General features: G+C 68.8%; 21 protein-coding genes. 2 read left to right on the plus strand and 19 right to left on the minus strand.

Translation table 11 applies throughout. The features are described from left to right. Positions 1-50: 50 nt before the first annotated feature. The 13 genes from ASC95_RS16460 to ASC95_RS16520 form a co-directional block, all read right to left on the minus strand. Complete coding sequence (locus ASC95_RS16460; RefSeq protein WP_369820619.1) at positions 51-3,200, minus strand: S8 family serine peptidase; 3,150 nt, start codon at positions 3,198-3,200, stop codon at positions 51-53. A 29-nt stretch (positions 3,201-3,229) separates the two neighbouring features. Further along, positions 3,230-3,988 carry an NF038120 family PEP-CTERM protein gene (locus ASC95_RS16465; protein WP_057298788.1) on the minus strand — a complete coding sequence of 253 codons (759 nt, stop codon included), beginning with the start codon at positions 3,986-3,988 and terminating at the stop codon, positions 3,230-3,232. A 251-nt stretch (positions 3,989-4,239) separates the two neighbouring features. Then, positions 4,240-4,761 (minus strand): type II secretion system protein, encoded by a 522-nt coding sequence (locus ASC95_RS16470; protein ID WP_157256352.1) that lies wholly within the window; start codon positions 4,759-4,761, stop codon positions 4,240-4,242. Continuing rightward, complete coding sequence (locus ASC95_RS16475; RefSeq protein ID WP_057298790.1) at positions 4,748-5,152, minus strand: type II secretion system protein; 405 nt, start codon at positions 5,150-5,152, stop codon at positions 4,748-4,750. Before ASC95_RS16475 ends, ASC95_RS16470 begins: the two co-directional genes overlap by 14 nt. Then, positions 5,152-5,619, minus strand: coding sequence for a type II secretion system protein (locus ASC95_RS16480; RefSeq protein WP_057298791.1), 468 nt, complete (start codon positions 5,617-5,619; stop codon positions 5,152-5,154). Before ASC95_RS16480 ends, ASC95_RS16475 begins: the two co-directional genes overlap by 1 nt. Before the next feature lie 9 nt (positions 5,620-5,628). Further along, positions 5,629-7,758, minus strand: coding sequence for a secretin N-terminal domain-containing protein (locus ASC95_RS16485; RefSeq protein WP_162250791.1), 2,130 nt, complete (start codon positions 7,756-7,758; stop codon positions 5,629-5,631). 101 nt (positions 7,759-7,859) lie between these two features. Next, positions 7,860-8,390: a hypothetical protein gene (locus tag ASC95_RS30775; RefSeq protein WP_157256354.1), complete on the minus strand. Its 531-nt coding sequence runs from the start codon at positions 8,388-8,390 to the stop codon at positions 7,860-7,862. Then, positions 8,387-8,911 (minus strand): hypothetical protein, encoded by a 525-nt coding sequence (locus tag ASC95_RS16495; protein WP_057298794.1) that lies wholly within the window; start codon positions 8,909-8,911, stop codon positions 8,387-8,389. The genes ASC95_RS30775 and ASC95_RS16495 overlap by 4 nt, the downstream gene beginning before the upstream one ends. After that, positions 8,908-10,020, minus strand: a complete 1,113-nt coding sequence (locus ASC95_RS16500) for a hypothetical protein (RefSeq protein ID WP_057298795.1) — start codon at positions 10,018-10,020, stop codon at positions 8,908-8,910. The genes ASC95_RS16495 and ASC95_RS16500 overlap by 4 nt, the downstream gene beginning before the upstream one ends. 4 nt (positions 10,021-10,024) lie before the next feature. Further along, entirely contained in the window at positions 10,025-11,536 is a 1,512-nt protein-coding gene (locus ASC95_RS16505; RefSeq protein WP_057298796.1) for a GspE/PulE family protein, read from the minus strand. Positions 11,537-11,657: 121 nt separating this feature from the next. Continuing rightward, a complete protein-coding gene (locus tag ASC95_RS16510) occupies positions 11,658-12,854 on the minus strand; it encodes a type II secretion system F family protein (RefSeq protein ID WP_057298797.1) in 1,197 nt (398 codons plus the stop codon). Continuing rightward, entirely contained in the window at positions 12,854-13,276 is a 423-nt protein-coding gene (gspG, locus tag ASC95_RS16515) for a type II secretion system major pseudopilin GspG (RefSeq protein WP_057298798.1), read from the minus strand. The genes ASC95_RS16510 and gspG overlap by 1 nt, the downstream gene beginning before the upstream one ends. A gap of 91 nt (positions 13,277-13,367) precedes the next feature. Then, complete coding sequence (locus ASC95_RS16520) at positions 13,368-14,744, minus strand: TIGR03790 family protein (RefSeq protein ID WP_057298799.1); 1,377 nt, start codon at positions 14,742-14,744, stop codon at positions 13,368-13,370. A gap of 593 nt (positions 14,745-15,337) precedes the next feature. On the opposite strand from ASC95_RS16520, the gene ASC95_RS16525 reads away from it, so the two are divergent. Both ASC95_RS16525 and ASC95_RS16530 read left to right on the plus strand, forming a co-directional pair. Beyond that, the gene (locus ASC95_RS16525; protein ID WP_057298800.1) at positions 15,338-16,099 is read left to right on the plus strand and encodes a TSUP family transporter; all 762 of its coding nucleotides are present in this window, start codon (positions 15,338-15,340) and stop codon (positions 16,097-16,099) included. A 36-nt stretch (positions 16,100-16,135) separates the two neighbouring features. Beyond that, positions 16,136-16,954, plus strand: a complete 819-nt coding sequence (locus ASC95_RS16530) for an HDOD domain-containing protein (RefSeq protein ID WP_057298801.1) — start codon at positions 16,136-16,138, stop codon at positions 16,952-16,954. A gap of 16 nt (positions 16,955-16,970) precedes the next feature. On the opposite strand, the gene ASC95_RS16535 is transcribed toward ASC95_RS16530, so the two are convergent. The 6 genes from ASC95_RS16535 to ASC95_RS16560 all read right to left on the minus strand — a co-directional run bounded on the left by ASC95_RS16535 (position 16,971) and on the right by ASC95_RS16560 (position 23,258). Next, positions 16,971-17,957 carry a GGDEF domain-containing protein gene (locus ASC95_RS16535; RefSeq protein ID WP_057298802.1) on the minus strand — a complete coding sequence of 329 codons (987 nt, stop codon included), beginning with the start codon at positions 17,955-17,957 and terminating at the stop codon, positions 16,971-16,973. Between the two features lie 116 nt (positions 17,958-18,073). Further along, positions 18,074-18,964: an amino acid ABC transporter substrate-binding protein gene (locus ASC95_RS16540; RefSeq protein WP_057298803.1), complete on the minus strand. Its 891-nt coding sequence runs from the start codon at positions 18,962-18,964 to the stop codon at positions 18,074-18,076. A gap of 86 nt (positions 18,965-19,050) precedes the next feature. Then, on the minus strand, positions 19,051-20,145 hold the full coding sequence (locus ASC95_RS16545; protein WP_057298804.1) for a diguanylate cyclase: 1,095 nt from the start codon (positions 20,143-20,145) through the stop codon (positions 19,051-19,053). Further along, positions 20,142-20,963 (minus strand): pseudouridine synthase, encoded by an 822-nt coding sequence (locus ASC95_RS16550; RefSeq protein WP_082567846.1) that lies wholly within the window; start codon positions 20,961-20,963, stop codon positions 20,142-20,144. Before ASC95_RS16550 ends, ASC95_RS16545 begins: the two co-directional genes overlap by 4 nt. Positions 20,964-21,053: 90 nt before the next feature. Then, a complete protein-coding gene (locus tag ASC95_RS16555; RefSeq protein ID WP_082567847.1) occupies positions 21,054-21,956 on the minus strand; it encodes a TIGR02285 family protein in 903 nt (300 codons plus the stop codon). After that, on the minus strand, positions 21,957-23,258 hold the full coding sequence (locus ASC95_RS16560) for a UDP-N-acetylglucosamine 1-carboxyvinyltransferase (protein ID WP_057298806.1): 1,302 nt from the start codon (positions 23,256-23,258) through the stop codon (positions 21,957-21,959). Between the last annotated feature and the right edge of the window lie 14 nt (positions 23,259-23,272).

Below are 23,272 nucleotides of genomic sequence, written 5' to 3' on the forward strand. Positions count from 1 at the left end.
AGCCGCGGGCCTTGCGGCCTGCGGCTTCGGGGTGGCTGTAAAGCTGCTGCTTATTGAGCGACGCCGTCCGCCAGCTTGGCGGCCACGGTGTTGGGCTCATTGAGCACCGGCACAACGCCGTCGGTCGACACACGCACCACGGTCGTCGTCTGGGCCACACCACCTGCATCGAGCAGCTGGAAGGCGCCGACATAGCGCTTGCCCGTGGCCAGGCCCGACCAGGTCAGGCCGACGGTGGCCGTGCTGCCGGCATAGACCTGCGAAGGCATGGCCATCCTCAGGCCAGCACCATCACCGGCCTTGACGATCCAGCTCGACAGCGTATGGGTCATGGCAGCACTGCCGCCGTAAGCCACTACGCAGACCTTGTAGGTGCCCGCGGCAGGTGCGAGCACCTGCACGGTCTCGTTGGAGCCGTCATTGCCCGAGTACACCGAGGTGGTGTTGTTCGGGTAGAGCAGCATCAGGTCATTGTCATCGCCAGCGGCGCCGACATCAACATCACGCAGACCAAAGCGCGCCACCAATGTATTGGCCGGAACGCTGAAGCTGTAGACCTTGACGTTGGCGGTGTCGGCACCGGCCTGGCAGATGGCCTTGAGCTGGGCGCTGCTGGTGGGCTTTTGGGCCAACGTAGCCGGCGAGGACAGCGTCACTTCCTTCATGCCACCCGACGACACGCCCATGCGGCCGGCAAAACCGGTGCGGACCGTGAACAGCTTGGTGCCGGAGACGGTGGTGCCGGTGAACTCGGCCGGAGCCGAGATCGCCTTGCCCACCTTGGCCTGGATGGGCGAACGCACGATGTGCGTGCCGTCGTTCCACACCAGCTGGCCGTAGTTCCACACACCTTCGGTGGCGGTCGTCGCGGTCAGCTTCACCGTGAAGGCCGCCGATGCGCCCGGGGCCAGGGTCAGCGAAGCGGGCGTCACGACAGTCGTGAAGCCCGGCACGCTGGCGGTGGCGTTGTAGGTTGCGCTGCTGCTGCCCACGTTGGTGACCGTGCGCGGGAAGGTGACGGAGCCGATGACGGTGCCGGCCGTCATCGTCGGCAGGTTCAGGTCGGTGGTCTCGTTCAGCGTGCCGATGTTCGTGCAGTCGCTGGCCGGCACCACCGCCGCCTTGTTCACCTTGCACTGGTACTTGACCCAGTCGTTCTTGCCAGCGTTGTAGACCAGGCCGGGGTCGGCGGCCTTGTTCGGGTCGATGTGGCCCGAGCCTTGCGACCAGGGCAAGAGGCCGTTGGACAGGCCGGTCAGGCCATCGTTGAGCGTCGAGTAGGCGGTGGTCATCAGCGCCGACTTGATGGCGCCAGGGCCCCAGGTCGGGTGAGCCTGCTTAAGCAGCAACGCAACACCTGCCACGTGCGGGCTGGCCATGGACGTGCCCTGGTAGGACGCCCATGCCGGTCCGGGCACCAACGTGCCGGCGGCGACGGCATCGCGGTCACCCTGGCTCAGCGCTGGGGTCACCTGGGCGATGACATCCACGCCCGGTGCGGCCACATCGGGCTTGAGGATGTTGCTGTCACCGGCGTTCGGGCCACGCGACGAGAAGTTGGCCATGATCGGCGCCGGGGCGGTGCCGATGTAGAACTTGCTGATGCTGGCGGTTGCGCCGGCCGTCTGGGCATAGGTCTTGATCGCAGCGCCGTCGGCGGTCGTGACGTGCACGGTCGGCACCGAGTGAGCTTCGGCCACCAGGCCAGCGCCGTTGTCCTGCATGATCATGCCGATGCCACCGGCGTTGAACACGGCCAAACTCTTGTCGACGCGGGCGTTGTTGCCGCGCGTGCAGACCACGATCTTGCCGGCCACCTTGGCGGGATCCAGTTCGAGCGGGTTGCTGAAACACAGGTTCAGGTTGGCGCTGGCACCGGCAATGCCGGCATCCTCGGCGCGGATGATGGGCTTGTTGTTCACTTCTGCCAGGCTGTTCAGCGAGGCGCCGGTGTACTTGGCGGCGTTGCCCAGCGTGGCGTCGCCGTTGAAGGCGCGGTCATGCGTGGAGGCGGCCACCGTCGTCAGCCAGGGGCTGATGTGGGCCACAGCCTGGCCGGGGCCGCTGTTGCCGGCCGAACTGGCGACGAAGACGCCGGCGATCGAGGCACGGTAGAAGGCTTGCTCGACGGGATCGTTGACCGAGGTCTGCGAGCCGCTGATCGAGAAGTTGATGACGTTGACACCGTCGGCCACGGCCTTGTCGATGGCGGCCACCGAGTCGGTGGTGAAGCAGCTGTTGGTGCTGCCGGTGCCGTCGGTGGCGGCTACGTCCACATAGGTGTAGCAGACCTTGTAGGACGCCACGCGAGCGCGCGGCGCCATGCCGGAGGCCTGGCCCAGGGCGATGCCGTTGACGATGGCCGTGACGTTGGAGTTGCCCGCCGCCGTGGAGGCGGTGTGGTCACCGTGGCCACCGTGGCCGGTCGCGCCGCCCAGGTCGTCACGGCCGGAGGCGAACGACGTCCAGTGCGGGGTCCGGCCGGAGGCGATGAAGCCCGCGTTGAAATGCTGGATGCTGATCAGCTTGTTGTTGCAATGTTTGGCGGGGTCGATGCCCTCGCCGGCCATGCAGCTGCCGGTATAGGTGGCAGGCTTGGGGCCATAGACCAGGGTGTCGGCCGGGTTGTTGCTCGGCACGCCGTTGGCATCGACACGGTCGAAGAACGCGGGGTTCTCGGGCCAGATGCCCAGGTCGACGACGCCGATCACCAGGTTCTCGCCCTTGATGGCGGAACCACCGGCGGACTGCGACCACAGGCCGCCCGGGGCGGTCAGGCCCAGGAACTTGCTGGTGGAGATGGTGTCGAGCTTGCGGGCTTCGTCCTGCCACAGGCCGACGACCTGGCTGTTGGTGCTCAGCGAGCGGGCTTCGTCATCCGTCAGGCTAGCGGCAAAGCCGTTGAACACGGTCTTGTAGGTCGCCAGGACCGGCGCATTGCCGACCAAGGCGATCACATTGCTTTGCTGCTGGCTCAGGTAGCTGATGTAGGCCTGCACGGCAGCGCTGCCGTATTTGAAGGTTTCACCGGCTGCCGGTTGGGTGGCGGCCAGGCCTGACACCGTGCCCTGGTAGGAAGCAGCGGGTTCGTCCTTGAGCTGGACGATGTAGGTCTTGCGATCCTGCGCAAAGGAGCTTGTGGCCAAACCTGAGAGCAGAACCAGCGTCGCCAGTGCGGCGGGCTTGAGTTTCATCTTCATCAAAGAGTCCTTTCGATGCAAACGGCGGATCAGACAGCGCGGCGGCGGCTGGCCCGGAAGGCGGCGAGGCCGGCGACGCTCAGCAGAGCGAGGCTGGCGGGCTCGGGTACATGCTCGATGACGACATCGTCCAGCGCGAACTGGGCGCGGTCAGTGCCAAAGGCCGTGCAGCTGCCGGTGGTGCCCGGCGTGGGGCAGGCGAAGCCGTAGGCGTAGACATAGTCCCACTCGGTGTTGCCGAAGGCGCCGGTGCCGTAGGTTCCGAAGTTCAGGTTGCCCGATGCGTCCAGGCCGGTCAGCGCGAAGGTGGCCGTGGTCGCCACGCCATTGCGCATGCCCTGCAGGCGCACGAAGCCCGGGGTCGCGGCGATGGGGTCGCCATTGCCGATGAAGCTGGCCTTGAAGCTCTTGATCGAGAAGCGGAAGCCGTCGTTGGCGCCGAACAGCAGCACGGAGTCATCCAGCAGGCCGATGTAGGTGCTGGCGTTGTTCACCGGGCACTGCGCACCAAAGCAATCTGCGCCCGTGCCCATGACGCCCGTGAGGTCGCCCGGCTGTGCCAGCCCGCTGTTCGAAAACGGATCGAAGAACATCGTGTGGCCGGCGATACCCGGCTGGTAGAACTCGTCACCATTGCCCAGCAGCGGCGAACCCGGGTACGACAGGAAAGGCGAGCCGTCGATCGGCGTCTCGAAATCAATGGTCGAGCGCAGCACGCCCGCCTGTGCGCTCATCGACGCCGAGAATGCGGCCGCGGCCAGCGCGACCAAGGTCAATACCTTCTTCATTTAACTACCCACTTTCTTTGATCAATTGAATGCCAAGCAGGCGGGGCAGCGCCGAAGGCACCGCGGCATCGTCGACGGCGTGGGCCGTGTTGATGTCCTGCCAATGGACAAAGCGTCCATTTAGGCGGCCGATTCTGGGTGCGCAGGAATCCACGAACATCCCCAGTTGCCCGGCCTTCAGGCGAGGGGGGAACGGGTTTTCACCGAGCTCATGGACTTGACTAACCCGTACGAATTCCGCCAGCGACCCATCACCTTGATGCGCCGCTGGCCGCTGAGGCAGCGGAAGCGGGGTCGGCGGGCAGCTGCAGGTTGGCCACGGTGCGTGGCGAGAAGAGCAGATCGCGCGCAATCCGGGCCGGCAGGCCGTCCGGGCCAACCTCGCGCAGCAATGCATGCTCGGAGCGGCTGCGCACGGCGCTGAAGGCACCGGGCTGGCCGGGTTCGGGCACAAGCTCCCAGTCCGCCTTGCCGGTGAAGGGGTCCTCATAGGCGCGGCGCAGGTGGTGCCGCGGCTTCGGTGCGCGGTTGTCGACGAGCAGGTCGTCCAGGCTGTGCGGGTATTGCTGCGGTGGATTGGGCGTGGCCGCCGCATAGGCCACGATGGCGCGCGCGATCTCGCCGCCACGGAACAGCAGCTCGCGCTCGCGCTCGCGCTGGGCCGCCATGCTCCAGGCCTGGCCGATGGCCGCGAGGCCGGCGGCGGTCAGCGCGACGAGGAAGAGCACCGCGAGGTAGGAATAGCCCCGCGCGCGGCTGCTACCAGTCCGCATAGAGCCTGCCGTCCGCCGAGCGCCCGGCGGCACCACTGCGCACATCCCAGACCCGGCCGCTGGCCTGCATCTCAGTCGGTGGCGGCAGCTCGATCCAGGTCTCGCGGCTGGCGGTCAGCGGGTCCTCGGGAATGCCGCGGATATAGCGCGCCGCGGCCAGCTCCTGCAGGGACTCGGGATAACGGCCCTTGTCGGCGGCGTATTGGTCGATGGCATCGCGCATCGTCGTCAGCGACTGCAGCAGGGCCGTCTCCTTGCTCTTGTGCAGCGAGGTGAAGTAGCGCGGCGCGGCGATGGACGCCAGCAGGGCCACGATGGCCATGACGACGATGAGCTCGATGAGGGTGAATGCGCGCTGGCGCCTTCGGCTTGAACTTTGTTTGGCGTTCATCACCAATCCCTCAGCCGCGAACCATCCAGCGCCTTGCGCTCCGAACGCGAGTAGACGTCGAACACGTCCTTGCCCGGGCGCGGGTCGTCGGGCGGGCTGTCGTAGGCGCGCAGGCCCCAGGTCTCGGCGGCACTCAGCTCTGCCGGTGCGAAAGGGTCGCGCGGCAGGCGGCGCAGGAAATAGAGCTTGCGGCCATTGGGGGACTTGGCATCGGCCACACCGTCGACCAGCAGTTGGAGCTTTTGCGGATAGCCGCTGTCCTCGGGGCTTTGCACGATGTTGCCGGTCTCGGTAGCGCGCTTGTAGGCGTCAAGCGCCTCGCGCAGCGTGCGCAGCGACTGGCGCAGCTCGTGCTCGCGGCTGCGCTGCACCGACATCTCAAGCAGCGGCCGCGCGGCAGACGCGAGCACGCCCAGCATGGCCAGGACGACCAGCATCTCGATCAGCGTGAAGCCACGAACTCGCATGAAGGGCGCCTACTTCACCGCCTCGACGGTCAGCAGGCCAGAGCCTTCAAGTCGCACGGATGTCGACTCGCCATTCAGCCCGCTGGCCGACAGCGAACTGACGTTGATGTTGAGCACCTGGCCGGCCGCCGGCGGCAGGGCGCGGAAAGCGACGACGCGCTCACCGCGCGGTGCCAGCTCGACGGGATAGCGGCCGGGCGTGACGCCCTGCAAGGGCTGGGCCGGCGTAAGTTTGGCCGCGTCGTATTCCAGCTCGCCCTTGATCTGCAGACCACTTTCGTTCTTCAGCGCGACGGACACGGTGCCGCCGGCCGGGATCTGCGGCGTCACGTCCAGCTTCAGCATCGCCTCGGCAGGCGCCGCAGCGGGCTGTGCCTGGGCAGTGGGGGCGGCGGCGCCGCCACTGCTGGGCGCCACGCCGACCCGCGCCTCGCGGCGCAGCAGGCTGCTGAAGGCGCCGGGGCTGGCGTCGGTGCCGCTGGCCAGGCGCGTGAGGGACGCGTCGGGCACGGCCAGGTTGCGCACCACGCGCGGCGTGATCAGCAGCACCACCTCGGTCTTGTTGCGCGTGTCGGTCTGCGTGCCGAACAGGCGGCCCAGCACGGGAATGCGCGACAGCCCCGGAATGCCGGTGCCGCTCTTGCGATCCTCGTCGTTGATGAGGCCGGCCAGCACCTGCGTCTCGCCGTCGGCCAGGCGCAGCACGGTGGAGGTGTTGCGCGTGCCGATCTCATAGGCCGTCGTGCCGCCGGGGCCGGTGACCTGGCGGATCAGGTTGCTGACTTCCAGGCCGATCTTGATGACGACGTCGTTGTCGAGCTGGATGGTGGGCTCCACATCGAGCTTGAGGCCGACGTCCAGATAGCTGACCGAGGCCGCGACGGACGTGGAACCGGTGAAATTGGTCGTCGTCGTGAACACCGGCAGCTTCTGGCCGATGTGGACCTTGGCCTTGTCCCGGTTGCGCACGCGGATTTTGGGGTTGGCCAGGATGTTGGAGTTGCCCGATGTGCCGCGCAGCGTGGCCACCACTGCCGGATTGGCAATGCTGGCGCGGAAGTAGGCGCGGTCGCTGAGCAGCACCTGGCCGACGGCGCCGGGCAGGCCGTACTGCACCGTGTCGGGCCATTGCAGGCCCAGTGAGTCGACCTGGTCGGTGGCCAGCTCCATGACCTCGACCTCGAGCATCACTTCGGGCTCGGGCAGGTCGACCGACGCGATGAGCTTTTCCACCAGGCGCAGCACCTCGGGTGTGTCGCGCACGATAAGCAGGTTCAGGCGCTCGTCGATGTGAATGTCGCGCACCTTGGCGATGGTGCGCACCATGGCCTGGACCTGCTTCACGTCGGCATTGGTCAGGTAGAGGGTGCGGGTGATCAGCTCCTGGTGCTCGCGCTGCTTGGCAGCCGTGTTGGGGAAGATCAGCACCGAGGTTTCGTTGAGCAGCTTGCGATCCAGCTGCTGCGTGCCGAGGATGACGCGCATCGCCTCGTCCATCGTCACGTTGCGCAGGAAGACGGTCACGCGGGCATCGGCGCGCACGTCCTTGTCGAAGACGAAGTTGACACCGCTGGAGCGGGACAGCGCCTCGAAGACCTGGCGCAGCGGCGCCTCGCGGAACTCCAGCGTGACGGGCTTCTGGAAGGCCGGGCCCAGCTCGCCAACCGCCGCCTCCAGCGGCCGCGCCTGGGCGACCTGGCTGGCCAGCAGGCGGGCGCCGGGATGCTGGGGCGACTCGGCCAGGATCTCGCGCGCCACGCCTTCAGCGCGCTCCAGGCGACCTTCCTTCAGCGCGGCGCGGCCGGTGGCCAGCTGGGCGTCCTGGCGGCGGCTGCGTTCCACCTCGGTGGTCAAGGCGGCCAGGCGCGGGTGCTTGGCGTCGGCCAGTGCCAACTGGCTCAGCAAGGCCGAGGCCTCGTCCCAGCGCCCCGCGCCGCGCAGTGCCTCGATCTGCAGGATGAGGCGGGCCGTCGCCTGTTCACGGGCACGCACCTGGGCGGCGCGCAATTGCGGGTCGTTCGGATCCTTGGCGCGGGCATCATCCAGCACACGCAGGGCGGCCGGCCACTGGTTGCTGCGGCCGAGGTCTTCGGCCTGGCGCAAAGCCGGGTTGGCGCAGGCCGCGAGCAGCACAGTCACAAATGCCCCAAGGACGACGTGGAACGTCGTCCGCCCCCCGAGGGGAGCGGGAAAACTTGGGGCGGCCCGGCGTTTTCCCGGGAAGAGAAGGAAGAGCTGCTTCATGGGATGGGCCTGAAGACGATGTTCTGGGGGAGCTGGCCGGGCAGCCAGGTCAGGCGCACGCCGCTGCCGGACACCTGCTCGACGCGCCACTGGCCGTCGATGACGTCGCCGCGCCTGGCGCTCAAGGCCTTGCTCGGCCCGGTCAGCAAAGCGACCTCGACCGCCTTGGCGCCCTCGCCTTCGATGACGCGGCCGATCATCTGGTAGGGCGCTGGCGGCGCGACGGGCGGTGGCGGCGGTGTGGCTGCGACCGGTGGCGGCGCGGGTGGAGGCGGTGGCGGCGGGGGTGGCTGCCAGGCAGCAAGCTGGGTGGCGTCGACTTCCGCCCAGGGCTCGCGCGACGCGGCGCCGGGGGCAGATGCCGGTGTTGCGGGCGTTGCCGGCGCTGACGTTGCCGCTGCGCGGCGAGCCGGCGCGGCGACGGCGGCCGCAGCCTCGTCCTCGGGGCGCGTGGCGACCCAGGCGGTGGCGGCCAGCGTCGCGGCCAGCGCGCCGCCGAGGGCCAGTTGGCGAGGCGTCGGCTTCATGGCGCGGCCCTCCCGTGCAGCGACCACTGCAGCTCGGCATCGACGTCGGTGGCCATCGGGCTGACGCGGCGCAGTTTGACGGCATCCAGGCTCAGCGCCGGATCGTGCGCCAACGCGGCCCCGATGAAGCGCCGCAGCTGCGCATAGTTGCCGGTCAGCGGCATCGTCACGCGCATCCTCTCCAGGCCCTCGGACGTCGACAGCCGGTGCTCGGTGCGCGCACCGACGAGGTCCAAGCGGATGCTGAGCTCCAGCAGATCGGCCAGGCGCTGCTGGCGGCTGCTGGACGGCGGCAGCGAGGCCTGCCATTGCTGCACGCTGACCGGCGCCGATGCAGCGGCTGCGGCCGGCCGGGCCTTGGCGCGCAGCTCGCGGGCTTCGGCCTGCAGCTTGACGGCCTGGGCGTCCCAACGCTGGCTGAGCACGACGGCGATCACCGCAAGGACCAATGCCGCGAGGCCGGCCAGGCCGGGCCAGCCGAGCGCTTTGACCGGCGCCTTGACGAAGGCAGGCCGCTTCACGAGCCGCTCCCGGTCGCCACGCGGGCATTGATCTCGAAGCGCTGGCCGACCAGGCCCGTTTCGGCCGCCGAGAAGCGCGACAGCACGACCTGGCGCCAGCCCGGCGTGGTGCCGAGTTGTTCGGCCAGTTGCAGGGCCAGCAGCTTGTCGGTTGTCAGGCCTTCCAGGCGCAGTTCGCCGCGGCCGGCGCTGGCGTCCAGCCCCAGCCAGGCGATGGTCTTGGCCTCAGCGCCCGCGATCTCGACACGAGTCAGCAGCGGCTCCCAGGGCATGGCCAGCAAGGCGCGGGCTTCGTTGCCCGCGCGGTTCTCGGCCGGTTCGCCGCGGCCGCGCGCGGCGGGCTTGGCGACCACCGCCGGGCGAAGCGTGGCGACACGGTCGCGCGCAGCCTGGGCGACGTCGAGGCCGCGATGGCTGTCGACGGCGCTCCATGCGGCCGTGGCAAGCACCAGGGCGCCGGTCGCGGCCAGCGGCCAGGCCAGGGGCGAACGGCCGTTGCGCGGCAGGAAGTCGGGCTGCGGCGTGGCCGGGCCGGGCTGGGCAATGAGCTCGTCAGCCGGCGTGCCGACGGCCAGCGGCGCGTCCCCGCCGAGATCGGCAAGCTGCTGGACACGGCGTGACTGCAGTCCGGTGACACGGCCGCCGTCGAGCTGGATGACAACAGCAACATCGCCTTCATGCCAGACGGCGCGCCCCGTGCCGGCGCGCGTCGCGGCCGGCAGCGAAGCCAGCCACGCCGCCCAGGCCGGGCGCACGGCGGCGAGGCGCACATGGGCTGCATCGGCCTGGCTGCGCAGCGCGGCCAGGTCCAGCCCATGCAGCGCTGATGCGCCGGCCGCCTCACCCAGTTTCCAGGGCGCAATTGCAAAGCGCTGCGCAGCGCTGCCGAAGTAATGGGCGAACTGCTGCTGCGCATAGGCCTGCACGGCGTCCAGGTCGGCCAGCGGCAGGCCCGGCTCGGTGACCAGCTCATGCAGCGCGCGGGCGCTGATGACCAGCTCGACGGCCGTGCCGGGCAGATCGCGGCACCAGGCCGCGAATTCATCGCCGCCGGGCGTGACGAAGACATGCCGCGGCTTGGCCAGGCGCGCGGCGATTTGCCGGCGCATTCGTTCACTCATCGAGGGTGACACGTTCCAGCTCCTCGAAAGTGGTGTCGCCACGGCAGACGGCGGCCAACGCCATCTCGCGCAACGATTTCATGCCGCGAGCCTTGGCGGCGGCCTTGATCTCGGACATGGGCGCGCGCGCCGCGATCAGGTCGCGCAGGCCGTCGTCGAGCTTCAGCAGTTCGGCCACCGCCCGCCGGCCCTTGTAGCCGGTGCCGCGGCAATGGCCGCAGCCCTCGCCCTTCAGGAAGTTGCCGTTGATGACGCCGTGTCTTGTGAGGGTGGCGGCATCAGGTGTGAACGGCTGCGCGCAGTGCTTGCACGTCAGCCGCACCAGGCGCTGGGCCAGCACGGCGTTCAAGGCCGAGACGACGTTGTAGAGGTCCAGGCCCATGTGCATGAAGCGGCCGATGACGTCGAACGCGTTGTTCGCATGCACCGTGCTGAACACCAGATGGCCCGTCAGCGCGGCCTGCACGGCGATCTGCGCGGTCTCGGCATCGCGGATCTCGCCCACCATGACGCGATCCGGGTCGTGGCGCAGGATGGAGCGCAGGCCGCGCGAGAAGGTCAGGCCCTTCTTCTCGTTGACGGGGATCTGCACGACGCCGCTGAGCTGGTACTCGACCGGGTCTTCGATCGTGATGATCTTGTCGGCGCCGGTGTGGATCTCGGCCAGCGTCGCGTACAGCGTCGTCGTCTTGCCCGAGCCGGTCGGGCCGGTGACGAGCAGCATGCCGTGAGGCTGGCGCGCCTGATGGCGGATGGCGGCGCGCTCGTCATCGCCGAAGCCCAGCGAATCGAGCGTCAACGAGCCGGCGCGGGCGATGGCCGCGCGGTCCAGGATGCGGATGACGGCGTCCTCACCGAACACGCTGGGCATGACGGAGAGGCGGAAGTCGATCTCGCGGCCCTGCACGCGCAGCTTGAAGCGACCGTCCTGCGGCAGGCGGCGCTCGCCGATGTCGAGCTCGGCCATGACCTTCAGGCGCGACACCAGCTGCTCGGCCACCTGCGGGCTCTCGACCTGGCGCACCACGGCCATGACGCCATCGACACGGAAGCGAATCATCGCGCCGCGAGCCGTGCATTCGATGTGGATGTCCGACGCCGTGTCCTGCAGCGCGTCGTAGATGGTGGCGTTGAGCAGGCGCACGACGGGGCTGGCCTGCTCGCTCAACGCCAGGGCCGACAGCTCCTCCGTGTGATCCTCGACGGCGGTCAGTGCATCCTCGACGTCAGACAGTGCGCGGAAGTCGGCTTCACCAGCGCCGAGGAAATGGGTCACCGCCTCGGCCGACGCACGCTGCCAGCCGACCGGTGCGTTCAGCCGCGACTCGACGCTCTGCAGCAGCATCGCGTCCTCGTCGCGCTCGGCGAGCAGCACTCGCCTGTTGTCGGCACCCACGGCCAGCACGGCACGCCAGCGCTGCGCCTGGGCCTGGGGCCATTGTTCGAAGTCAAGGTGCCAGGGGCCCTGCTCGGCCGGCAGCCAGTCTTGCAAGGATGCGGTCACGCCATGCTCCCGCGAAGCCTTTGAACAAAGCCACAGAGGCACAGAGGCACAGAGAAGAACCCAGGCAAACCGAATTTCCTCCGTGCCTCTGTGCCTCTGTGGCTGTGTTTCGCTGCAGTGGTCATTGCACCTGCTCCACCAGCTGGAAGATCGGCAGATACATCAAAACAATGATGCCCCCGATCAGCACGCCCATGATCAGCATCAGCGCCGGGTTCACCAGGCGCGACAGCAGGTCGGTCAGCCGCGCCGCCTCTTCATCGTGGAAGGCCGCGGCGCGCTCCAGCATGGCCGCGACCTCGCCACTGCGCTCGCCGACGCGCAACATGCGGCGCGCGACCGGCGTCGCCAAGTCTTGTGAGTCGAAGGCGGCCGACAGCCGCTCGCCACGCTCGATCTGCGCGGCCGCGGCCTGCACGGCCGCGCGCCAGGGTGCGGCGACCACGTCGACGACGATGCGCAGCGCAGCCAGCGCCGGCACGCCCGACGCCAGCAGCATGGCCAGCGACCGGTACAGCCGCGCCAGCGCCAACACGCGCAGCCGCGGGCCCAGGCCGGGCAGCGTCCACAGCGCGGCTTGAGCGCGCTGGCGCACGGCGGGCTGGCGCAGCAGCGTGAAGATCGCAAAGCCCACCGCCGCGATGCCGCCGATGACCAGCCCCGGATGCGCGCCGGCCGTCTGGCCGAACTCGATGAGCACGCGCGAAGCCCACGGCAGGTCGGCGCTGGTCTGCTCCAGGATGCCGGCAAAGCGCGGCAGCACGTAAAGCAGCAGGAAGAGGATGACGAGCGAGCCGACGCCGAGCAGCATCAGCGGGTAGACCAATGCGGCGACGAGTCGCGAGCGCAGCGCGTCGACCCAGGCCAGATAGCGCGCGTGCTGGGCCAACGCCGTGGAGAGCTGGCCGGTCTTCTCGTTGGCCGCGACGATGGCGCAGATCAGTTCGTCAAAGGCCTGCGGCTGCTGGCGCAGCGCGACGGACAGCGGCTGGCCCTGCTCGATCTGGCTGGTGACGGCGTCCAGTGCTGCGCGCACGCCGGGCTGGCCTTCCTTCTCGCGCAGCGTGCTCAACGCTTCGAGCAGCGCGATGCCGGCGTCCAGCAGCACGGCCAGCTCCTGGCTGAAGAGCTGCAGGGGGAATTTGCTGTTGCGGCGCCAGGGCTTGGCGCTCTCGGTGGCGACGGCGACCTCGCGCACCTCCAGCACATGCTGGGGCGACACACCGAGCACCGCGGCCACGGCGGCACGGTCGGAGGCCTCGACGCGCTCCGAAGTGACGGCTCCCGCGCGCAGTACGCGGGTTTGGAATTGCGGCATCACCAGCTGGTGAGGTCGGCATCCTCACCCTCGCCGCCGGGGCGGCCGTCCTTGCCGAAGCTCAGCAGGTCGTATTCGCCATGCTCGCCAGGGCTGCGGTATTGGTATTCATTGCCCCAGGGGTCCTTGGGTACGGCCTTGGAGAGATACGGCCCCGCCCATTTCGGCTCGTCGGCAGGCCGGGTGACCAGCACGGCCAGGCCCTGCTCGGTGCTGGGGTAGCGGCCGACGTCCAGGCGGTATTGGTCCAGCGACTTGGTCAGCGCGTCGATCTGGGCGCGGGTCGCCTTGACCTCGCTCTTGCCGATCTGGCCGAAGAACTTGGGGCCGACGTAACCGGCCAGGAGGCCGATGATGACCATGACGACCAGAAGCTCAAGCAGGGTGAAGCCGCGCGGGCGGGCAGAACGGGGTCGGAACATGGCGAGCAAGGGTACAGCGGGAGGGCGACTGTTCAACGGCTGGCGCCATCAGGCAATCGGGATTTGACCGACCCGCATTCTCAGGGGCCGCTCAGGAGGATTGAGCCAGCGTACAGGTATTGCCAGCGTTGTCCGCGCAAGGGCCTTGCCAGCGGATACGCGTGGCCGCAGCTGGCGGCAAGGGCGAACGGCCGTCCAGCGCCTGGCCGCGCACGCCGGTAAAGCTGGCCAGCGTCGTCCAGGTTGAGCCCTGCAGGTATTGCAGGTCGTAGCGCGCGCCCGGCCGCAGGCTGCGCGTCTTGATCTGGTATTCGCCGGCGACGATGGCAAAGCTGGGCGTGTCGCGGAAGGGCTGGGCCAGCGGTTCGCCGACGAACAACCCCTGCCCCGGCCACTGCACCGCCTTCCAGTAGGCCTCGATGGCCGTGGCACCGCGCCAGTACTGGTCGATGAGGACCGAGGCGCGCGAGAACTTTTGCGGCAGGTTACAGGGCTCCTCCACCGTACCGTAGCTGGCGGTTGCGCCCGCCTCCAGCCAGGCCGTGATGGGCATCTGGCCGCCGCCCGAGGGCAGCACGCCGCCCGCGGAGGTCAGCGTGTCGGCCAGGGCACCGGGGCGGAATTGCAGCGACGACAGATTGGCGACGCTGCTCAACCCCGTCAGGTAGAACAGCATGCCGCTCTTGCCGGACAGGGCATTGGCGCTGGCCGGGCCGGCGCTGTTGTCGACATAGTTCAGCGCCAGGGCGCCGCTCCAGGCCGCCGGCAGGCCGGCGAAATCGTTCCAGCGCACGCTGCGGTCGTCGTCCGTCGTGCGCACCAGCCAGCCCTCGCCGGCTGGCCGGCTGCCGTCGGCCGCCACGCCGCGGTTGATCAGCGCCTGGGCGGCCGCCAGCGTGTGGGCACCCAGCAACATGGAGGGGCGCATCTGCAACTCGGTTTGCGGCCGGCGCGCCTCGCTGTCGTAGAGCGGCGAGGCGGCCGTGTTCGCACAGGCCTCGGTCGATGGGCTGGGGTTGCAGTAGCGCGCGTCAAAACCGAGAGCCATCGCGCTGGTGATGCCCATGCTGCAGGCGCTAGTGACCCGGCTGGGGGCTGCCCAGGTCAGCAGCGTGGCCTGGATGCCGAGCGGCAACTTGGCGTCGATGTCGGATTTCAACAACGCGAAGTCGGCCGCGGAAATCGCCTCCTGAGCAGTGTTAACCCGAACTCGGATCAGATTCGCCGCCGGCACGCCACGCGCTGCCAGATAGGCGGCGCCGACGGCTTCACTGAGGGCATCACCCTCGGCCACGATGACGGCCAGGTCGGCCGGCGTCAGCCCGTTGGCGGGCAGCGTCAGCGTCAAGGTCTGCCCCATGCCACCACCCCCGCCGCCGTCCCCTCCCGTGCCGCTGCCTCCGCCGCCGCCGCAGGCACTCAACAAGGTCATCAACAGTGGCAGCAGCAAGCGGTTCAAAGGGCTCATGGGGGCCATTCTTGCAGCGCAGCTCGACCGTTAGTTGTGCACGATTTTGGTGCCTGCCCGCACCTTTCGCGGCCAGAGAACCCGGGCTTACCCCAGTGTTGTGCACCGGGGCGGGGCAATACATTTTCAGCACTCGACGCGGTTCCGGGCTCTGGTTCAGGACCGCCGGGCGGGTTGTGAGGAGACAAATCAAGCGCCAAGCGCATCCGGTTGCTTCGTAACCCCGAAGACAATCCACCGGCCACCAAGGCACCCCTTGGTGGCCGTTTTCTTTATGGGGCCGAAGGCCCCTCGCCTGGTCTCGCACGCTGAACGCGGCGTGCCCAGTCGGTCTTGCAGACCGCGCTGCGGCAGGCACATCACGCCCACTGGGCGTAATGTGTCCGGCCTCGGCCCCCGAGGGGACGGCGATTGACCGGGCATCAAGCCCGGTCAACATCGCCCGACGGGCCGGCTCGGCGAACTGGAGTCGGACACAAGCAGTCCCTGCGGACTGCTTGTGCCTACGGAAGGCCATGGGCCTCTGGCCCATGGCAGGCCCAGCGCTCGGCCCGCGCAAGGCGCTACGGCCGCGCAGTGATAGAACCCGGGACATGCTCGAACTCGCAACGGTTGCCCTGGCCTCCCTGCTCGCAGGCTTCATCGACGCGGTCGCCGGTGGCGGTGGCCTCGTGCTCGTACCGGCGCTGTTCAGCACCTACCCCGGCGCGGCGCCGGCCACGCTGCTGGGCACGAACAAGGGCGCGTCGGTCTGGGGTACGGGCTGGGCGACGCTGCAATATGTGAAGCGGGTCGACCTGCCCTGGAAGCGCCTGATGCCGGCCGCGGCGATGGCGGGCATCGGCAGCTTTGCCGGCGCCTGGATGCTGACGCTGGTCAGCGCCGACGGCCTGCGCAAGGCCCTGCCGCTGGTGCTGCTGGCGGTGCTGGTCTACACCCTGGCCAAGAAGGATCTCGGCCGTGAGCACACACCGCGCTTCACCGGCCACGCCGAGGCGCTGGTGGCCGGCGGTATCGCGCTGGCCGTGGGCTTCTACGACGGTTTCTTCGGCCCCGGCACGGGCAGCTTCTTCGTCTTCCTGTTCGTGCGGCTGCTGGGTTACGACTTCCTGCACGCCTCGGCGACGGCCAAGCTGATGAACCTGCTGACGAATGCGTTCGCGATCGCCCTGTTCGTCAGCAAGGGCCACATCTGGTGGCAGGTCGCGGCGGTGATGGCGGTAACCAACGTGGCGGGCAGCCTGCTCGGCACCCGGCTGGCCCTGAAACATGGCGCCGGCTTCGTGCGCGGCGTCTTTGTCATCGTCGTCGGCGCTCTCATCCTCAAAACAGCCTGGGACGCCTTCTTCCGCTGATCTACCATCAAGCATTCCCTAGCGCCCTTATTCACCATGCCCGTCGATCCTCAACTGCGCAATCTGGACATCGAGATCCCGACCCAGCCCGAGGTCCTGGTCAAGCTCTCGCTGCTGATGGCAGCCGAGGACATTGACCTGCAGGCCATGTCCTCCCTGGTCGAGACCGACATGGCCCTCGCGGCCGCCGTCATGAAGGCGGTCAACTCCTCCCTGTACGGCCTGCGCGGCCGGGTGCAGACCGTGCATCAGGCCCTGACCTATCTGGGCATGCGCGAGGTCGCGGCCATCACCTTCGAGATGGGCCTGCGCGCCGCCTTCCCGGCCGCAGCCGAGTTGGAGCAAGTCTGGTCGCGGGCCTCGCAGCGCGGCCTGCTGATGGGCCGCATGGGCCAGATGCTGGGCGTCGACCCCTGGGCCGCCCACTCGGCCGGCCTGTTCGAGGAATGCGGCAAGGCGGTGCTCTACCGCCATGCGCCGACGCACTACCCGGCCATGCTGCGCGCCGCGCCGCGCGATGCCGAACTGGTGGAGCTGGAGAAGACGGCCTTCGGCGTCAGCCATGACGCGCTGGGTGCGGCGCTGTGCGAAAGCTGGGGCCTGGCTCCGGCGGCCGTGGCCAGCGTGCGCTATCACGTCGACATCCAGGCGTCGCTGACGATGCCGGAGAGCCTGGCCCGGCGCAGCGTCGCCGCCATCTCGACGGTCGCCTGGGCCCTGCTCAGCCATCCCGACCAGCTCGATGAGATTGCCAGCCAGATCGCACCTCAGGCGCAGCTGGACGAGACCCTCGTGTTGCGCGCGGCCCGCCGCGTCAACGAGCAGCTGCTGGCTGCCCAGGAACACGGCCGCTGACCCCTGCCGCCGTGTTTCAGGCCGCCAGACTCAATCGGTCTCGCCCCGCATGCTTGGCGATATAGAGCGCCTCGTCAGCCGCCTGCAATAGCGCTTGTGCGCTCAGATACGGATGGGCCGGGCTCGCCGCCGCCAGGCCGACGCTCAGCGTCAAACTGCCCTGGCCATCCGGCAGGCGCAGCGCTCGCAGTTCGTCGCGCAGCGACTCCAGCACGCCCTGGGCCTCGGCCATGCCGAAGCCGGGCAGCAGGGCAACGAACTCCTCGCCGCCCAGGCGGGCAACGACGTCGGTGTCGCGCTTGAAGCGCTCGTTCAGCAGGCTCGCGACGCGCTGCAAGGCCATATCGCCGACGGCCGTGCCATGGGTGAGATTGAACTGCTTGAACTGGTCCAGGTCCAGCACCGCCAGCGCCAACAGGCCTCGCAGCCGCTGGGCCCGCTTGAACTCACGGCGCAGGGCCTCGTCAAAGGCGCGTTGGTTGGCGATGCCGGTCAGTGCATCGATGCGTGCGAGGCTGGCAAGCTCGCGTTGGTTGGCCTCCAGCGCGCTGTGGGCCTCCTGCAGCAGATGACGCTGCTGGGCCAGCTCGCGGCGGAGCTCGCGGGCGGCCTGGTCCTGCTGCCACAGCGAGCCGCGGGCGCGCAGCATGGCGTGGCCGATACGGTCCAGCTCGGCGGCGAGGCCGGGCGTTGGCACAGCGGCTTCGGGCGTCAGCGGCACCGGGGCAGATTCCATCGCCTCGCAGCCGGCCGCCAACCGGCGCAACGGCCGCAGCAACAGGGCCTCGATGAGGATGAGCTGGGCGGCGCTGAGCAGCAGCACCAGCCAGGCCGTGCGGGCCAGCCCCTCGGCCGGAGACTCGTAATTCCCCAGGCTCCACTCGAAGACAGCGACGATGGCCGCGGTCAGCAGGGGCACTGCAAGCGTCAACCGCAGCCGCAACGAACCCAGCCGGCGCGTGCTGACGTGGTTCAGGGGTTCGGCAAGGGAATCGGTGCTCATCGGTGAGGCGGACTGCGGAACAAATTGTCACGGCCGCAGCACGCCCTGTGCGGGCCGTTGTCTCGGGGTTTGTCAGGGGTCGCGACGCCTCGAGAAACCCGGGTGGCTTCGCTCCCTCAGTAGGGCACCTGATCCGACGGGTACTTCCAGAAGTCCTTGAGCAGGTAGTTCATCGGCAGGTTCAGCGCCTTGTTCTTGGGCGGAATCGGCTTCATGAACCAGCGCTCGTAGATGGCATGCGCCTCATGGCTGGCGATGAGGCGCTTCATCTCGTCGTCGACGATGGCCTTGAGCTCCGGGTCGTTCTTGGGCAGCACGATCGCCAGGGGCTCGATGGTCAGGAACTTGCCGACGACGCTGAACTTGGCCGCATCGGGCCGCGCCGAGACGATGCCGTAGAGCAGCACGTCGTCCATGACGAAGCCATCCGCCTGGCCGGCAGCCAGCATCTCCATGGCCTTGGCGTGGTCGGGGGCTTCGATGATGTTGATGTGCAGGGCGCGCTCGTTGTTGGCTTGTGTGATGGACTTCAGCGGCGTCGTGCCCTTGGTGGAGACCAGCGTCTTGCCGTCGAACTGGGCCAGCTCGGCAATGCCGCTGTCGGCCCTGACGAGGTAGCGCGCGCCGGTGATGTAGTGCGGCACCGTGAAGGCGACCTTCTCACGGCGTTCAGCGTTGTTGGTCGTCGAGCCGCATTCCATGTCGGCCTTGCCTTCGGCCACCATCTGGATGCGGTTGGCCGGCGTCACCAGCAGGAACTGCGGGTTCAGCGTGCTCATCTTCAGCTTCTTGCGCACACCTTCGGCCAACTTGAGGCAAAGGTCCACCGCATAGCCGACGGGCCGGCCATCCGGCAGCAGGTAGCTGAAAGGCACGGACGACTCGCGATGCGCCAGCACGATGCGGCCGCTGGCCTGGATGCGCTCCAGCGCCGGGCCGGCTTCAGCCGTGGCGGCGGCGCCGAGGCCGGCGACAAAGGCGAGGAGGAGCGGCGACAGGGTTTTCATGGCCGAGCCATTGTGATCCAGACCCCTGGAACCGACTCATGCGAAGTTGGTGTCGATTGATGCTTGCGGCAGCCCCGGCGACCTGTTCACGATGCAGCGGCAGCGGCGACGCCGATGCCCTCCGTCACCGTGCGGTTGCGCCCCGCCCGCTTTGCTTCGTAAAGCGCCTTGTCCGCCGCGGCCAGCAGATCGGTGAAGCTCGTAGCGCTGGCCGGCAGCATGGCCAAGCCGACCGACAGCGTGGCGCCGACGGTGCCACCCTCCGGCGTCACGAAGGGCGCCTCCTGCACCATCAGGCGGATGCGCTCCGCCACCTCGCAGGCACCCGCCAGGTCGGTGCGCGGCAGCAGCACGATGAACTCCTCGCCGCCGTAGCGCGCAGCCAGGTCGCCGGTGCGCAGCGAACGCAGGATCAGCCCGCCAACCTGGCGCAGCACCTCGTCGCCGACCGGATGGCCGTGGCCGTCATTGATGGCCTTGAAGTGGTCGATGTCCAGGAACAGGCAGGCCAGCGGGTAGCGATGGCGCACGGCCTGGCTGAACTCGATGAGGCTGCGATGGTCGAAGTAGCGGCGGTTGTGCACGCCGGTGAGGCCGTCCGTCATGCCGGCGCGACGCAGGCGCTCGCGGTTGAGCATGCTTTCGATGGCGATGGCCGCGATGGCCGACAGGCGGTCGAGGAATTTGGTGCCCGAGGCGGTGTCGTAGCGTTCGGGGTCCCGCGAGCCCAGGTGCAGGCTGCCGATCAAGAGGCCTTGGCGGATCAGCGGCAGCAGGGCCGCCGACCGCACGCCGGCTTGCGTGTCGAAGGCCTTGGCGAGCAGCGCCTCGTCCGGGCCTGGGCCGATGAGGCGGGCCGTGCGCGCGGCGCCGAACAGGTCCTTCAGAGGGCCATGGCTGTCCAGCAGCCGCGGCGCCTTGATCATGGGCAGGGCCGGCAGGGCGCGACGCAGCTCTTCCTCGGGGTCCAGCAGCCACAGCTCGGCGGCATCCAGGCCGAAATCGTCGCGGCAGTCGACCAGCAGCAGGTTGACCAGCTCCTCCATCGAACTTACCGCGATCAGGCGACGCTCCAGCGCGTCGAAGCGATCCAGCTTGCGTTCATTGGCCTTGGCGGCGTCAAGCAGGGACTGCAGCTGGCGGCGCAGTTCCTGGACTTGGGCTTCGGGGTTGGATGTCATGGCGGCGCGATTGTCGCGGTGTCGCGGCTGAAGCTGCGCGGCTGGCCGGTGACCGGGTCGGTGAAGGCGATCGCGCGCGCAACCAGCTGCAGCGGCGCATCCAGGCGCGGCGGGTTCTCGTGCGGCTGCAGCACGGGGTAGATGCGGTCGCCCACCAGCGGCAGCCCAAGGGCGTTCATCTGCGCGCGCAACTGGTGGCGCAGCCCCGTGCGGGGACGTAGCTCGTAACGCGCCAACCCATTGGGCAACGGCTCGACCAAGTCGACCCAGGTCTCGGCGTTGGGTTCGCCGTCGACGACCTGCATCTGCATGAAGTTGTCGCCCCCCGGCTCCTCCAGGCGGTGCCGCACCACGCGCGGCCAGGGGCCGGCACCCAGCGGCGCGATGGCGTCGTAGACCTTGGCGACGGCGCGGTCGCGGAACAGGCGGTGGTAGGCGTCGCGCTCCTCGCGGCGGAGGTTGAAGACGACGAGGCCGGCCGTTTCGCGGTCCAGCCGGTGCACCGGGTTGAGGTCCATCAGGCCGGTGGCATGCCGCAACCGCGCCATCAGCGTCTGCCGGGCGTAGATGCCGCTGGGCGTCACCGGCAGGAAATGCGGCTTGTCGGCGACGAGGAGGTGTTCGTCCTGGAAGACGATGCGCTCGCCGGCCGGAATGTCGGGCTCGACGTCCAGGTGGCGCCAGTAGTAGACGCGCCGATCGCCGCGGTAGGGCGAGTCGACGACCGGGTGGCCGGCGTCGTCCACCACGTCGCCGCGCGCGAGGCGTGCCGGCCAGTCGACCACGCGCGGCAGGCGCTCGGTGAGGAAGGCGGCCATGGAGTCCCAGGGACCCGCAGGGCAAAACACGGCACTTGCCGCGACGCCTTCGCGCAGCGGCAGGACCGGCTTGGGCGGCCTCGCCACGGCCTATTCGATGCGCGGCCCGCCGCGGGCGCGCTCGTCCATGTAGGCGTTCAGCCGCTTCATGTCCTGGGGTTCGGCACGATTGCCGCGCCATTGACGCACCCAGGCCTCGCGGTTGGGCTCCCGGGCGAGCTTGCGCACCGCGGCGTCGATGGCCTCGATATGCCGCCTGCCCTGCGGCGTGCGGCTGCAGGAGACCGTGGCCAGCAGCGTGCTCAGGCCTTCGGCCACCGGCAGTGCCACCAACGCGCCGGGGTCGCCGACGCGGGCCAGGTATTCCTTGACGACGCTGGGGTACTCCAGCGTGTAGTCCATGCGGCCGGCGCGCAGCATGTCCAGCAGCTGCGTACTGAGCTGGGCGCCGACGGCCAGCCGGGGCACGACCTGGTGTGACAGCAAAGTGTCGATCTGCGCGCCGAAAGCGCGGTCCCGTGCCAGAAGCAGGCGCAGGTCCTGGCGCTTGAGCAGGTCGGCCAGCACAAGGCGGCCGTCCCCGGGCCGGGCCTGGGCCAGCTCGGCCAGCCGCTGGCGCGGCACGATGACATGGATCTCGCGCGAGATCAGCGGCGGGTAGAGATGCGAGAAGTAAAGCCACTGCAGGCGCTCGGGAGTGCGGACATGCAGGGATGAACACAGGGTCTCGCCGCGGCGGCTCTCGGCCTCGTAGCGGGCGGTGCTGGCCTCGACGAACTCATGCCGGAACTCGGGCATGCGCGCCAGCAGCACGCGCATGAAGCCGTCCACTTCTCCGCGGCCCAGCTCGGCCACGCTGCGCGGCGGCTGGCCCTGCACGAAGCTGAAGTGCGGCGGCACATCCTGCGCCACCCAGCGAATGGTGTCGGCGGGCGGCGCGGCCTGAGTTGCCGAAGCCGCCAGGCATACGGCCGCACACAGCCGGCGCAACACTTATTCGCCTTCCACCCACTCCATGCGCGCCCCGAGTTCGCCGATGTGCTCGACGAAGTTGGGGTGGGCGCGGCGGATCGGCGTCGCGTTCTTGATCACGCTCTTGCCGGGAATGCTGGCCGCCACCATCAGCAGCGCAATGGCGACGCGGATGATGTAGGGGCTCTCGACCTCGGCCGGGCTCAGCGGCTTGCCGCCGAAGGTGATCATGCGATGCGGGTCGCTCAAGAAGGCGTGGGCGCCGAACTTGGCCAGCTCGCTCGTCCAGCCCATGGCGCCGTCATAGACCTTGTTCCAGAACATCACGCTGCCTTCGGCCTTGACGCCCAGGGCCACGAAGATGGGCAGCAGGTCCACCGGCACATAGGGCCAGGGCGCTGCCTCGACCTTTTGCAGGATGTTGCGGGTGAAGGGTTCCTTCACCTTCAGCGGGCCATTCGTCACGCAGCGGCTCCAGCCGTCCTCGTGCACGATTTGCACGCCGAACTTGGCGAAGGTGCGGTCCAGCAGCGGGAACATCTCCGGCGCGCCGTTCTTGACCTGCACATTGCCGCCGGTGATGGCGCCCAGGGCCAGGAAGGTGACGATCTCGTGGAAGTCTTCGGTGAAGGTGTAGTCGGCGCCGCCGAGCTCCTGCACGCCGGTGATCTTCAGCTTGGACGTGCCATGGCCCTCGATCTTTGCGCCCAACAGCGACATGAAGTTGCAGAACTCCTGCACATGCGGCTCGCTGGCGGCGTTGGTCAGCGTGGACACGCCATCGGCCAGCGCGGCGCACAGTACGAAGTTCTCGGTCGTCGTGACGGAGGCGTAGTCGGTCCAGTGATGGTTGGCCGTCAGCGGGCGGTGCACGCGCAGCACCAGGCCGTCGGGCAGGCGCTGGACCTGGGCGCCGAAGCGCTCGAACACTTCCACATGCGGGTCGATCTCGCGCGCACCCAGCGTGCAGCCCTTGACGTCGTCCTCGATGCGCGCCGCGCCGAAGCGGGCCATCAGGCCGGGCACCAACATGATGGAGGAGCGCATTTCCTCGGGCAGGCGGTCGGTGGCCGGGTCGAAATGGGTGTCGCGGTGGTGGACGTCGAGGATGCCGGTCTTGAAGTCCAGCTCGACCTGCGAGCCGAGCTTCCTGAAGACCTCGACGATCTTCTTCACATCGGTGATCTCGGGCACACCGCGCAGGCGCACCGGCTGCTTGGTCAGCAGCGTAGCGCAGAGGATGGGCAGGACGGCGTTCTTGTTGGCCGAGGGGGTGATGCGGCCCGAGAGGGGCGTGCCGCCGTGGACGATCAGATGAGACATCGAATGACAGGTTT

It is taken from the genome of Pelomonas sp. Root1217, assembly GCF_001425705.1.
Classification (GTDB): domain Bacteria; phylum Pseudomonadota; class Gammaproteobacteria; order Burkholderiales; family Burkholderiaceae_C; genus Pelomonas.

What these genes read in the sequence shown, in the direction of transcription:
- ASC95_RS16460 (WP_369820619.1), bottom strand. Translation starts at nt 3,200, where the DNA reads ATGAAGATGAAACTCAAGCCCGCCGCACTGGCGACGCTGGTTCTGCTC.
- ASC95_RS16465 (WP_057298788.1), bottom strand. Translation starts at nt 3,988, where the DNA reads ATGAAGAAGGTATTGACCTTGGTCGCGCTGGCCGCGGCCGCATTCTCG.
- ASC95_RS16470 (WP_157256352.1), bottom strand. Translation starts at nt 4,761, where the DNA reads ATGCGGACTGGTAGCAGCCGCGCGCGGGGCTATTCCTACCTCGCGGTG.
- ASC95_RS16475 (WP_057298790.1), bottom strand. Translation starts at nt 5,152, where the DNA reads ATGAACGCCAAACAAAGTTCAAGCCGAAGGCGCCAGCGCGCATTCACC.
- ASC95_RS16480 (WP_057298791.1), bottom strand. Translation starts at nt 5,619, where the DNA reads ATGCGAGTTCGTGGCTTCACGCTGATCGAGATGCTGGTCGTCCTGGCC.
- ASC95_RS30775 (WP_157256354.1), bottom strand. Translation starts at nt 8,390, where the DNA reads ATGAAGCCGACGCCTCGCCAACTGGCCCTCGGCGGCGCGCTGGCCGCG.
- ASC95_RS16500 (WP_057298795.1), bottom strand. Translation starts at nt 10,020, where the DNA reads ATGCGCCGGCAAATCGCCGCGCGCCTGGCCAAGCCGCGGCATGTCTTC.
- ASC95_RS16510 (WP_057298797.1), bottom strand. Translation starts at nt 12,854, where the DNA reads ATGCCGCAATTCCAAACCCGCGTACTGCGCGCGGGAGCCGTCACTTCG.
- gspG (WP_057298798.1), bottom strand. Translation starts at nt 13,276, where the DNA reads ATGTTCCGACCCCGTTCTGCCCGCCCGCGCGGCTTCACCCTGCTTGAG.
- ASC95_RS16520 (WP_057298799.1), bottom strand. Translation starts at nt 14,744, where the DNA reads ATGAGCCCTTTGAACCGCTTGCTGCTGCCACTGTTGATGACCTTGTTG.
- ASC95_RS16525 (WP_057298800.1), top strand. Translation starts at nt 15,338, where the DNA reads ATGCTCGAACTCGCAACGGTTGCCCTGGCCTCCCTGCTCGCAGGCTTC.
- ASC95_RS16530 (WP_057298801.1), top strand. Translation starts at nt 16,136, where the DNA reads ATGCCCGTCGATCCTCAACTGCGCAATCTGGACATCGAGATCCCGACC.
- ASC95_RS16535 (WP_057298802.1), bottom strand. Translation starts at nt 17,957, where the DNA reads ATGAGCACCGATTCCCTTGCCGAACCCCTGAACCACGTCAGCACGCGC.
- ASC95_RS16540 (WP_057298803.1), bottom strand. Translation starts at nt 18,964, where the DNA reads ATGAAAACCCTGTCGCCGCTCCTCCTCGCCTTTGTCGCCGGCCTCGGC.
- ASC95_RS16545 (WP_057298804.1), bottom strand. Translation starts at nt 20,145, where the DNA reads ATGACATCCAACCCCGAAGCCCAAGTCCAGGAACTGCGCCGCCAGCTG.
- ASC95_RS16550 (WP_082567846.1), bottom strand. Translation starts at nt 20,963, where the DNA reads ATGGCCGCCTTCCTCACCGAGCGCCTGCCGCGCGTGGTCGACTGGCCG.
- ASC95_RS16560 (WP_057298806.1), bottom strand. Translation starts at nt 23,258, where the DNA reads ATGTCTCATCTGATCGTCCACGGCGGCACGCCCCTCTCGGGCCGCATC.